A 12,579-nucleotide genomic window follows, 5' to 3' on the forward strand; every position below is an offset into this window, starting at 1 on the left:
TTGCTCTCAAGGCAACCATTGGGGGAAAATATCAACTTCCCTCCCTTTTGAGGTATTTTGTCAATTCCCTTGACTCTTGGCTACCTATTCTAGCTATCCGGTTTACCGACACGCTAATGATCCGGCCCCCAAACACATCCCAATTTGGCAATATTTTACTGGTTGACGATAAACCGGATAACTTGCGACTGCTTTCTCAAATGCTGACAGAGCAGGGCTACAATGTCAGGAGAGTGACCAAGGGAAAAATGGCCTTGATTACGGCTAAAGCCTCACCTCCTGATTTGGTGCTACTAGATATCAAAATGCCTGATATGGACGGTTATGAGGTTTGTATGCAACTGAAAGCTGATGAAATTACGGCAGAAATTCCGGTGATTTTTATGAGCGCTTTAGATGAACTTCCTGATAAAGTCAAGGCTTTTACTATTGGAGGAGTAGATTATATTACTAAGCCTTTTCAGGTAGAAGAAGTCCTAGTGCGAGTCAAAACTCAAATGATTTTGCGACATCAACAACAACAACTACAAGCCCAGAATTATCAGCTACAGCAAGAAATTCAAAGACGCAAAGAAATAGAGTCAGCCCTACAACGATCGCAAATTGAATTACAACAAGCTAACGCCGAACTGTATCGGATTGCTCATTTAGATGGTTTAACTCATGTCGCTAATCGACGGCGATTTGATGAATATATAATTCAGCAATGGAAAAGGTTAGCACGGGTTCAGCAACCCTTATCCCTGATTATTTGTGATGTGGATTATTTCAAACCCTACAATGATCATTATGGTCATCAAATGGGAGATGATTGTCTCCGCAATATTGCTAAAGCTCTGGAAAACAATGTTAAACGACCCTCGGATTTAGCCGCTCGTTATGGGGGGGAAGAATTTGTGGTCCTCTTACCGGATACTGACCTGAAAGGTTCAATCACGGTAGCTGAGAATATTTCCCAAGCGGTCAAACAATTGAAAATCCCCCATCTCTATTCTCAGGTAAGTGAAATTGTTACCCTCAGTTTTGGCGTAAGTAGTCAAATTCCTAAGCTAACAGAAAGTCCCTGTAAACTAATTGATATTGCCGATCGCGCTTTGTATCAATCTAAACAACAGGGTCGCGATCGCGTTACAGCTATGGTTGATAATAAATATGTCTAACCATCCAAAATTGAACCCAAATCTCCCCAGTCAAGGGGAACTTATCGAAAAAATAGCATTCCTAGAAAAACGTATTTATGAACTGGAAAAAATAGCAGCTATTAACCAGGCTCAATCTGCCCAAATTGCCAAACATAAAGCGCTATTTACAGTTATTAGCAAAATTCGAGAATCCCTCGATTTACAAAGTATATTCACCTCGACAGCCAGAGAAGTCCGTCAACTTCTGAATGCCGATCGCGTCGGGATGTACCGCTTTGATGAAAATTGCGAATATCAGTGTGGTGAGTTTGTCTCCGAAGATGTTTTACCTGAATATAATTCCACATTAGCAGCTAAAATAAATGACCATTGTTTTGGAGAACATCACGCGACATATTATCAAAAAGGCAGAATTTGGATATCCGAAGATATCTACCAACTTGAATTGGCTGCTTGTCATATTCAGATCCTCGAAAAGTTTCATGTCAGAGCCAATTTGGTCGTCCCCCTATTACAAGGCGATCGCCTGTGGGGTTTATTATGTATTCATCAATGTTCTCGACCTCGGAAATGGGAAACCTCAGAGATTGAATTTGTCGAACAAATTGCCACCCATTTAAGCATTGCTCTCCAACACGCCGAATTGGTCCAAAAACTACAACAACAGTCCAAAGATTTAACTCAAGCCGTCGCGCAAGCCGTCCAAAGAGAGAAAGCCGTCGCCGCCATTATTAACAAAATTCGCCAATCCCTAGACCTACAAACTATCTTTATCACCACCACCGAAGAAGTCAGACAATTACTTAAAAGCGATCGGGTAGTTATTTATCGATTTAACCCCGACTGGAGTGGCGAATTTGTAGTTGAATCCAAAGGCGAAGGTTGGATCTCCTTAATGGATTTACAAAATCAACAAAATTCATTATGTAGCAATATAAGTGAATGCAGCCTCAAATATTTAACAGATTCTCCCATAGTAGACACCCATCTTCAAGAAAGCCAAGGAGGTCCTTTCAGTCGTGGGGAAGTCTTCCGAGTTTGCGATGACATTTATCAAGGTGGATTTTCCGAATGTTATCTGAATGTACAGCATACTTATCAAGCGCGATCCTATGCTATTATTGCTATTTATCAAAATCAGAAATTGTGGGGACTTTTAGCAGCATTTCAAAACTCCCGACCCCGACAATGGACTCAGAGTGAAATCAACTTTTTAATCCAAATTGGTGCCCAGCTTGGGGTGGCTATTCAACAAGCAGAACTTCTCGCTCAAACCCAACAACAAAAAGAAAAATTGCAAACTACCTTAGCCATAGAACTGCGTCGCCAAGCCGAACATTTAGCCAGGGAAGCTGAACGAGAACGAGCCTTAGCCGAAGTGATTGATAAAATCAGGCGCACCTTAGATATTAATACAATTTTTGCTACAGCTACCGCCGAAGTCCGTCAACTTTTGAACGCCGACAGAGTGGCTATCTTTAGCTTTCATCCCCTCTCTAATTACCGGGATGGTAATTTTGTATCGGAAGATGTTTTACCTCAGTTTGAATCAGCTTTAAATTGGAAAGTTCATGATGCTTGTTTCGCTAATTCATTTGTGGAGGAATACAAAAACTCCCGCATTCAATCCATTGCTGATATTTATGAAGCAAATTTAGACCCTTGCTATATTCAACTTTTATCTAAGTTTCAGGTGAGAGCAAATTTGGTAATTCCCCTGCTAAAAGGGAGCCATCTCTGGGGTTTATTATGTATTCATCAATGCTCCTATCCTCGTTCTTGGAAAAGTTCTGAGGTCGAATTTGTACAAAAAATAGCTCTCCAATTAGGGGTGGCTTTGCAACAAGCCGAACTGCTCACCCAGGCGCAAAAACAATCCCAAGAACAAACTAAAGCCGCTCAACAGGAAAGGGCTTTATCCAGGTTAATTGAAACCATACGCCAAACTCTGGATATGGATATGATTTTTAGGGCTACTGCTCAAGCTGTGCGCCAAATTCTCAGATGCGATCGCGTTGTAGTTTATCGACTTTTACCCCAAGGAAACGGCAAGTTTTTGTTTGAGTCCGTAGCGCCAAACTGTCCCCAGTTTATCAATCTAACTGACCCTAATACTTGGTTTTCTTTACATTTGAAAGAGAGTCAGGGAAATATAAATCAAATTTACCATCAACAAGCAGTTGATGATATTTATACCTCCCCCCTTTCTGATTCTCATCGAGTTCTCATGGATGAATTTATGATTAGATCCTATATGATTACTCCCGTATTTTTAGGCGAAACTCAATGGGGAATTATTGCCGCCTATCAACACAATTTTCCCAGAGAGTGGATGCATCGAGAAGTGAGTCTATTAGCTCAAATTGCCAATCAATTAGGTGTCGCCCTCCAACAAGTAGAACTGATGAAACAGTTACAGAAAGCCAAAGAAACCTCTGATGCGGCTAATCGAGCTAAAAGTGAATTTCTCACCAAAATGAGTCATGAGTTACGCACTCCTTTAAATGCTATCTTAGGCTTTACCCAAATTCTGGCTAGGGATGAACAGTTAAATGTATCCCAACAGGAATATATCAAAATTATTGGTCGTTCGGGAGAACATCTTTTAGAACTGATTAATGATGTCCTAGAAATGTCGAAAATTGAAGCGGGTCGCATTACGTTTAATCAAATCAGTTTTGACCTTTACTATCTTCTGAAAAACTTGCACGAAATGCTGGGTTTAAGAAGTAAAACCAAGGGATTGAAATTAGAGTTTCAGGTGCATCATAATGTCCCCCAATATGTGAAAACCGATGAAAATAAACTACGACAAGTTTTGATTAATTTATTGGGAAATGCCATTAAGTTTACGGAATCAGGACGAGTTACCCTGCGAGTTCAGTCTCAGAACTATGAAACCCCCGATATAACTATCCTCAGTTTTGAGGTGGAAGATACCGGACCAGGAATTGCTCCGGATGAAATTGATATGCTATTTAAACCATTTGGGCAAACTGAAACAGGTCGTAAGTCTAATGAAGGGACGGGTTTAGGATTACCAATTAGCCAGAAATTTGTACAAATGATGGGCGGCGAAATTGATATTATCAGCCAGGTGGGAAAGGGTACAATAGTCAAATTTCCCATTGTCGTACAAGCAGCAGACCCTCAAGAAATCCCGGCTCAACCTATCCAAAAACGGGTGATTGCTTTAGCTGACGGACAACCATCTTATCGGATTTTGGTGGTAGAAGATGCCCAAGAAAATCGCCAGGTACTGGTCTGTTTACTGTCTAAGGTGGGTTTTGAGGTGCAGGCGGCTGAAAATGGCTTAGAAGCGATTACAATGTGCGCTAAGTGGCAACCTGATTTGGTCTGGATGGATATGAGAATGCCAGTTATGGATGGTTTGGAAGCTACTAAACACATTAAAGAAACTATACCACCACATCGCGCCCCTATCATTATCGCTCTGACAGCTCATGCTTTTGAAGAGGAGCGATCGCAAATTTTAGCTATGGGTTGTGATGATTTTGTCAGTAAACCCTTTCGAGAAGCAGTGATTTTTGATAAGATGGCTCAATACTTAGGCGTGCGCTATCTATACGAAGGAAGTCCTATAGAGGATGTATCATTAACTTCCGATCTGCAAAACCAGCCTGCTGTCCCCCTTGACAGCGACTCCCTGCGAGTGATGCCGACGACTTGGATACAGCAACTACATCAAGCGGTTTTGTGTACCAACGAACCGGAAATTCTAGCCTTGATTGCTGAAATTCCAGAGTATCATGGCGCTTTGGCTGATTTATTAAAGGGATGGGCTGATAATTTTGAATTTGACCGAATTTTGGCTTTTATTACCGGAAACCCCGATCTTTGAGCGGTTAAGTTCCAAATATCATCTTGGATTTGCGGAACAAGGATGCCAAAATAGGAACAAAGGATATGGTGAGATGTAGCATCCAGGAGTGTCAATGAATAGCAATCACAAAATTTTAGCAGTTACTAGACCAAACAAACCCCCTGAGCCTAGTTCCGAATCGCCGACTACCAACACCCAAGAAAATTCTCGGTCTACTGGGACTGTCAAACACATTCCTAGTCGCACCGTGAAACCTTCAAAACCCATTAAACACAAGCCGAAAGTTGCGGTGGAACTTCCCCAGGCGGAAAATTCTGAGGGTGAGGTGTTTGTGGTCGGAGATCATATTTTGGTCAGAGCGCCTTGGGGACTGTGGGCACGGGCAGAAATTAAGACTTTCTATCAAAGTAGTCCAGATACTGTCATGGCTCATTTTATACCAAAAGAAGAACGCACAAACTGGACTTGGATGGGTGGTTTAATTCGCTCTGATTTGCTGAAACGAGCCAATCCAGACTCGTAGGGATTTTGGCGATTTTCTCCCTGTTGTCGTAAATTCAGTTTCTGGGAACCGGATTAAACCCCCACCGCCATACCTTGGGAATATAAAACGGTTCCCGCCACCCCGCAGACAAGATGAATTTGGGCCAGTAACTCAAGGCTCTGGAAGCGAATGGGTGTAGGCTGCATCGCAAGGCAATCATTGCTACAGTAAAGAGCATTATTTAATCTCAAATTAGGTTAACATTTTACGGCAATACAGTATAATACCAAGTATGGTGCGAGACCTTCGGGTATGAAATAGAGCTGAAATGGGCGAAATAACTACCCGGTGAGGACTTCAACCCCTTGGTTGATTGGGTCGCATCCCTGACCATCCCATAACACAGCCTGATTTTTTGGGCCCACCTTCGAGACTTCCAATATGGTTGCCAAGGTGAAGCGTCTAATCAGGTCTAAGACTGCCCGAGCCATGCTGACATGGGCGCATTATCGATTCAAACTAACCCTGAGACATCAAGCGCGGAAATAACTGAACAGTTGTAGATGTGACCGAAGAATACACCAGCAAAACCTGTACTCACTGTGGTCATGTCCATTCCCAGCTAGGTGGCTCAAAAGTGTTCCGATGTCCTGAGTGCGGGTTCACTCTACCACGGGACTGGAACGGTGCTTTGGGAATCTTTCTAAAAGCTTTGCGGGATACCGCCTCTGTTACCTTAACGGGTAATAGTGCTATCGTCGCATTGTCCGGGAACAACCGGAAAAATGTCGCGTAAATGTATCAGATTCCTATAAAATGCCCAGAACTCAACGTAACGATAATTTCATTGATAAGACTTTTACGGTCGCGGCTGATATGCTTCTGAAAATGCTACCTACCAGCCGGGAGGCAAAAGAAGCCTTCGCCTACTATCGCGATGGAATGTCCGCTCAAGCTGATGGAGAATATGCAGAAGCTCTCGAAAACTATTATGAGGCTCTCAAACTTGAACAAGATCCTAACGATCGCAGTTATATCCTCTATAACATTGGTTTGATTCACACCAGCAACGGCGAACATGACCAAGCACTAGATTATTACCATCAAGCAATTGATCTCAACCCCCGCCTTCCCCAGGCTCTCAATAATATTGCTGTCATTTTCCACTATCGCGGCGATCGCGCCAAAGAAGCCGGAGATGAGGATGCCGCAGAACAAGCCTATCGGGAAGCCGCAGAATACTGGAAACGTGCTATTCGTCTCGCTCCTAATAACTACATTGAAGCTCAGAACTGGCTGAAAACAACAGGCCGCAGTGATATTGATGTTTACTTCTAAATAGGAGTTTGATTACCAGCATGATTGATCGCGAAGAAGTCCGCAAAGTGGCTCACTTAGCTCGCTTACAACTACAGCCCTCGGAAGAGGAAAAGTTTACTAAGGAATTGAATGGTATTTTGGATTACTTTGAACAACTCAAGGAGCTGGATACGGAAAAAGTCGCCCCTACTATGCGGGCGATCGATGTCAGTAATATCACCCGTCCTGATCAACTTGAAGCCTATCCAAATCGCGACGCTTTACTCGCCGCCGCCCCAGAACCTGATGGGGATTTCTTCCGAGTTCCTCAAATTCTCAGCGACGAAAATTAATCCTTTCAACTATCGATAATCGGCCATGGACAATCGGTAATCGGTAATTAATTATCAATTATCAATTGTCCATTATTAATTGTTAATTATTAATTATTAATTGTTAATTGTTAGGGGATTTCTTCCGAGTTCCTCAAATTCTCAGCGACGAAAATTAATCCTTTCAACCATCGATAATCGGCCATGGACAATCGGTAATCGGTAATTAATTATCAATTGTCCATTATCCATTATTAATTGTTAATTATTAATTATTAATTGTTTTAAATCTTCGACTAAAATCGCAAAAAACATATCATCATCCACCTCGGAAATTACCCAACTATTAACATCTAATTTGGGTTGATGGGTGCGGTCAAACCAGGTGAGACCGCGAGTTGATATTCCTTGGGTTTCTATCTCAACTTTAGCCCGGTAAAACTTGAATAATTCCGGGTAGAATATATAAGCAATAGTAGCGGCATCATGCACTAAAAAACCGGGAATCCCACGAGTGCGGCGGTTTTTTAAGGCGGTTGTTACCATGAACTTGACTAAATCAACTATAAATTCGGCGATCGCACTTTGGGGGTTAACTGCGGCTATGCGATCGCTAATTTCTGGGGTGAAAATTAAATGCTGGGTAACATCTAAGGAAATCATCACCAAATCATGGCGACTGGCGAAAACAGTAGCCGCCGCTTCCGGGTTATAAATAATATTAAACTCTCCATGGGGCGTAACATTTCCCCCCAAATGAAAAGAACCCCCCATAATCACAATTTCCCGCGCCAACTGGAGAATACCTGGGCGTATTTGTTCTGCTGCGGCTAAATTAGTTAAAGGAGCGATCGCTGCTATAGTAATTTCCCCTGGATATTTTTCTAAACAGTCAATAATCACCTGTGGCGAACCCAAAGCATCCTCAAAATTATGGGTAGGCGGCGGTAAAGTATCCGACAAATTCCCGATCCCATCATCCCCGTGAATATGACTAGCATTTCCCACCAAAGAATTAACCCCCATCACCCCACGACCCACCGTCACCCCATCCATTCCAGTCCAAGCCAGAACCTGACTAGCCGTGGTAAAAGTGCGTTGAGCCTCCACATTTCCTTCTGCAGTTGTCACCGCCACCAATTCAGCCATACCTTGGCTAACCAAACTTTGCAACCATAGCAAAGCGAACACATCATCCCCACCTGGGTCAGTATCTAAGATAATTTTTCTCGGCTTTATTGTTAATGTCATATTGCCAGCTAATTCTTATTATTAGAATTGGGTTTAGGTGGACGCGGCAAATAATTATTATCAGTCTTTTGCAGTTGTTTAACTACCAAAAGTAAACGTTTTATATGAGGCTTAATAATTGTCTCGTTTTCATTAGATATGCGTTCTAGTTCAGCCTGAATTTGAGACACATCACCCGCCTGACCCTGAACAGGAGTTGTCAATTTACCCTGTTGATTTTGTAATGATGCGATCGCATTTTGTAACTCAATCACACTACCCTGTAAAGGGGCAATTTCCTGGTGAAACTGCTGTTCCATCTCATCCAAAGCCTGAGACATTTCACTCTGAAACGAAGCCACAGACTCCGTTAACACAGCCACCTGTTTTGACCCACGAACCCTCATCAATTCATCCTCACTTACAGGTTCTGGTAATTTGCTCTCCAGTGCCTCAATATCTCCCCTTAGTTGTTGGCGCAACCCCAAAATTGCCCGCACCGCCTTTTGTTCCAAAACCTCCACCGACTCCCGAACCTCAACCACATCAGCCTGAGTTTCCCCCATAGACTGTTGTAGGCGATGTCGGTTAGCAACATTAAGAGAGAGAGCCACAGTCAGAGGCGCAACCCCATAGAAAGCCTGACCCGAAAGCGCCACCACCACCGACCCAATAGCAGAACTTGCCAAAGAAATATATTCTGCCCACTCCAACCAGTGGCGCACAGGTAAAGGCGAGGGTAAAAGATCAGACTCTGACGAATTAGGTTTGGACATGGCAGCACTGTGATTATGGTTAAGTACAGATTGATTTGGGTGAGAAATCGGAGAAAACATAGCCATGGTTTCAATTTAGGTTAAAAGTGGGCAGGTCGATGATGGTACAAGCAATTATGTTATAATCCCAGTCTAATCCGTAATTGTCTGATCTGTTGCCTAGCAGGAGTTATCCGTTTTATGGAACCAAAACAAAACCGTGGATTTGCCAAAATTCGTCCATTTTTGAGTATTGCCACTTTTATCGGGCTTTTGATTGGGGTAGGTTTACTGACCCTTAACCTTATGTTTGCCCTCATTGACAAATTCAGCTAATCTTCCTCAATCCTTAATGTAGGAACTTACGCACCTGATACTCATAGCTTTCAATAATCGGCATTTTCAGATCACCCATGGCTAGGTCTAGCTTTTCTAAGGCTTCTGTGGGAATGGACTTCCACTGTTCGCGAGTTTCCCAGCGAATTATCAGGATCACCTCTTCTAGTTTAGGGTCAACCCAAGTTTCCTTACCAATAAAACCCGGAAACTGCTTCAGTCCTTCCGTCCAAACCTGTTCATCCTTCTGAATGAAGGCTTCCCACTGTCCTGGAGGAACCTTAAACCGTAACCATTCAATCACCATATCATTAGACCAATTATCAGATTAGCGCTTAAAAAAGCTACTAGCTAGTCGCAGCACACCCGCAATATCAGCCTCTCCATCACCGGTACTATCTAAGAAACTCGTCAAAACCGGATTTTCGCCTTTTTGTGGATCTTGGCTATTAGTCCCAGTTTGCAAAAAGTTCAAAACCACAGGAACCAATAGCGGCAGCAAACTTCTAATAGTCTGAGCATTAACTCCCGTGCGCTGTTCGACCGCTTCAATCAGTCGATTTTGCTGTTGGGGAGAAAATAGTAATTGTACCACAGCAGGATTCGCTTCAACACCACTATACTGATTCACCAAGGATTGTACTGATTCCTTGCCTTCCTGGTCGCACTTTTCCTTGAGTGCCGATCGCACATAGTCCCCCACCACAGACATCACCGCCTGGGTGGTTTCCGGAGACCCACCAAAGTTAACCCCTAGCTGTTGTGCCGTATTTATGAGATCATTAATTTGATTAGTGTTGGCTTGCAGTGCTGGGTTATTCAAAGCACCGACAATTTGATCAAATAGTTTCATGGACAATTACCCGTCATTCACTAAATTTACTTCTAGTGTACCCCTAGCGCCATCACCATGCCAAAACCAAAATTGGCAGATAGCCTGGGGACTATCAAAGTTCCTTGACCCATGCACACTGTTGAGCGTGCATCTCCCAACTTCATTAAGTTTATCAAAGGTTGATCAAAATTGACTTATTAAAATGCTAGAATACTTGTCCAGTAGGTTCTCACCTTCTGCTCAACTTGATCCTGAATGTGCCGCCTGAATATAGATATCGATAATAATATCAGACATCCCCAAAATCTAAAATTCTGACAGCCATCAGAACCGAGGGTTACGCCTGGTATTTTGTAGACCTTCCTGGCTAATTGTAAAGCAACGGATGCCTCAAACCTCACCCAAACCCAATTCTTCAAATACCCTAACTCCTTGGGGGTTGTCTCTGCCGTTTTTCAATAATTTGGGAATTCGGCAAAAAATTAGTAGTGGCTATATGATTGTTCTCGGTGTAGCCGTCGGGGGGGTGTTAACCGGATTTGTAGTTAACACAGTTCTCACCCATAACAGTAATAAACAGTTTAAGATTAATCACAACCAAGCCCATTTTTTAATTAACTTAGATACGAATATTTTTGACCTAAAAGACCAGCAAAAAAAGCTGGTTAATAATATCAACAACCCCGAGCAACTATTAATCATCATTTCCCAAATTAGGTCAGAAATTTTTCAATTACAACTGGCGATTAACAATTTGCAGGAAGTGCCTAGCACCACAGACCCTAAAATCCAGCAAGACTATCAAAGATTACAAGAAATTTTGCAGGATTATAGCAGTGCGATCGCCGTATATACAGAGGAAATAAACCGGATATTTCAAGCCACAGAAACGGCGAACAACAGCCCCGAAAATCTACAAATAATCCAACAATCATTAAACAACTTCAACAACAGCCCCGCCGCCACTAACCTCTATAATTTGTCTGGGGAAGCATTGCGGTTAGCCGTCAATTTCCGCGATCGCGCCGACTTAGCCTTAGTTCAATTACAAACCGGACAAAGTATCGCTCGTAACATTATATTAATAAGTTTATTAACCGCTATAGTTCTAGGTTGGTTACTAGCCAAATATACAGGTAAAGCGATCGCCGATCCGATTGAAAAAATGATTGACATTGCTGATCAAGTAGGAGAAGATTCCGATTTTGCCCTAAGAATTCCCCTAATGGAAGACCAGCATACAGAAATCGGCAAACTCACAACCACCCTTAACCAACTAATTAAACGAGTGGCACAATACACCGAAGAACTCCAAAAAGCCAAAATTGCCGCCGAAGCAGCCAACCGATCAAAAAGCGTATTTTTAGCCAACATGAGCCATGAACTTCGCACCCCCTTAAACGCCATTATTGGCTATAGCGAAATGCTGCACGAAGAATCAAAAGATTTAGGCTACGATGATTTTTTACCCGATTTAGAGAGGATTCAAACCGCCGGGAAACACCTCTTAGACATGATTAGTGATATTTTGGATATCTCCAAAATCGAAGCAGGTCATGTCACCCTGTATCTCGAAGATTTTGCCGTACAACAATTAATTGATGATGTCGTAGCCACCGCCACCCCCTTAACCGAAAAAAATCATAACGCTCTGAAAGTCAAAACCGCCAAAGACCTCGGCACCATGTATGCCGACTTACCCAAAGTCAGACAAGTGCTATTAAACCTATTAAGTAATGCTTCCAAATTTACCAATAAAGGAACCATTACCCTGCAAGTGCAGCGAGTAACCAAAATTCCCAATGAGTGGAAAAAAGACACCTTGAATGCCGAAAAATTTGCCAGTGCTAAAACTCAGTATTTAGTTTTTCAGGTCAAAGACACAGGAATTGGTATGAATAAAGAACAGGTTAAACACATTTTTAAAGCCTTTATCCAAGCTGACGCTTCCACAACTAAACGATTTGGTGGCACTGGTTTAGGACTCGCTATCAGCCAACGACTGTGTGAGATTTTAGGCGGCGGCATTTATGTCAAAAGCCGTGAAGGAGTAGGCTCGACCTTTGTCGTTTGGCTGCCAGTCCACGTCTCTGGTCAGTATTTGTAGCCACCATAGCTCTGCTGATCACTTCGGTGATCCGTACCCCGAAGGTTAGGAATAGAGAACTAATGCCCCTAGTCAATTAAGCTAAAGTCTATAAATAGTCGGACAGACTCAAACCTTGAGAAAATGATGGCATTCTTATCAAAATCTTCCGCCAAAGGTCCCCCATGGTTAATAGCAGTCAATTATTAGATAAAATCAGTATAGGAGGTTATAAA

General features: G+C 42.6%; 11 protein-coding genes and 1 pseudogene. 8 read left to right on the forward strand and 4 right to left on the reverse strand.

The features are described 5' to 3' along the window. Nucleotides 1-116 precede the first annotated feature (116 nt). The 6 genes and pseudogenes from NLZ44_RS05235 (at nt 117) to gatC (ending at nt 7,122) form a co-directional block, all read left to right on the forward strand. Nucleotides 117-1,160 (forward strand): GGDEF domain-containing response regulator, encoded by a 1,044-nt coding sequence (locus NLZ44_RS05235; RefSeq protein ID WP_493752079.1) that lies wholly within the window; start codon nt 117-119, stop codon nt 1,158-1,160. Further along, on the forward strand, nt 1,153-5,004 hold the full coding sequence (locus tag NLZ44_RS05240) for a GAF domain-containing protein (protein ID WP_493752080.1): 3,852 nt from the start codon (nt 1,153-1,155) through the stop codon (nt 5,002-5,004). The genes NLZ44_RS05235 and NLZ44_RS05240 overlap by 8 nt, the downstream gene beginning before the upstream one ends. Nucleotides 5,005-5,098: 94 nt before the next feature. Further along, nucleotides 5,099-5,509, forward strand: coding sequence for a hypothetical protein (locus NLZ44_RS05245; protein WP_493752081.1), 411 nt, complete (start codon nt 5,099-5,101; stop codon nt 5,507-5,509). Nucleotides 5,510-5,884: 375 nt separating this feature from the next. After that, nucleotides 5,885-6,266: pseudogene (locus NLZ44_RS05250) on the forward strand (zinc ribbon domain-containing protein); the annotation flags it as partial. A gap of 20 nt (nt 6,267-6,286) precedes the next feature. Then, nucleotides 6,287-6,808, forward strand: a complete 522-nt coding sequence (locus NLZ44_RS05255; protein ID WP_006624111.1) for a photosystem I assembly protein Ycf3 — start codon at nt 6,287-6,289, stop codon at nt 6,806-6,808. 20 nt (nt 6,809-6,828) lie between these two features. Beyond that, nucleotides 6,829-7,122: an Asp-tRNA(Asn)/Glu-tRNA(Gln) amidotransferase subunit GatC gene (gene gatC, locus NLZ44_RS05260; RefSeq protein WP_493752082.1), complete on the forward strand. Its 294-nt coding sequence runs from the start codon at nt 6,829-6,831 to the stop codon at nt 7,120-7,122. 240 nt (nt 7,123-7,362) lie between these two features. Here the strand turns inward: gatC and NLZ44_RS05265 are convergent, their stop codons facing one another. Together NLZ44_RS05265 and NLZ44_RS05270 are read right to left on the reverse strand one after the other, a co-directional pair. Further along, complete coding sequence (locus NLZ44_RS05265; RefSeq protein ID WP_493752083.1) at nt 7,363-8,352, reverse strand: nucleoside hydrolase; 990 nt, start codon at nt 8,350-8,352, stop codon at nt 7,363-7,365. 8 nt (nt 8,353-8,360) lie between these two features. Next, entirely contained in the window at nt 8,361-9,173 is an 813-nt protein-coding gene (locus NLZ44_RS05270; protein WP_493752084.1) for a hypothetical protein, read from the reverse strand. Nucleotides 9,174-9,287: 114 nt separating this feature from the next. On the opposite strand from NLZ44_RS05270, the gene NLZ44_RS05275 reads away from it, so the two are divergent. Beyond that, nucleotides 9,288-9,422, forward strand: a complete 135-nt coding sequence (locus tag NLZ44_RS05275) for a hypothetical protein (RefSeq protein ID WP_493752085.1) — start codon at nt 9,288-9,290, stop codon at nt 9,420-9,422. Nucleotides 9,423-9,435: 13 nt separating this feature from the next. Here NLZ44_RS05275 and NLZ44_RS05280 read toward each other — a convergent pair whose 3' ends face one another. Together NLZ44_RS05280 and NLZ44_RS05285 are read right to left on the reverse strand one after the other, a co-directional pair. Continuing rightward, complete coding sequence (locus tag NLZ44_RS05280) at nt 9,436-9,729, reverse strand: TIGR03792 family protein (RefSeq protein WP_493752086.1); 294 nt, start codon at nt 9,727-9,729, stop codon at nt 9,436-9,438. A 21-nt stretch (nt 9,730-9,750) separates the two neighbouring features. Further along, a complete protein-coding gene (locus NLZ44_RS05285) occupies nt 9,751-10,275 on the reverse strand; it encodes a DUF937 domain-containing protein (RefSeq protein ID WP_493752087.1) in 525 nt (174 codons plus the stop codon). A gap of 367 nt (nt 10,276-10,642) precedes the next feature. Here NLZ44_RS05285 and NLZ44_RS05290 point away from each other — a divergent pair, with 367 nt between their 5' ends. After that, entirely contained in the window at nt 10,643-12,364 is a 1,722-nt protein-coding gene (locus NLZ44_RS05290; RefSeq protein ID WP_493752088.1) for a sensor histidine kinase, read from the forward strand. Nucleotides 12,365-12,579 lie beyond the last annotated feature (215 nt).

The sequence above is a fragment of the Arthrospira sp. PCC 9901 genome, assembly GCF_059013425.1.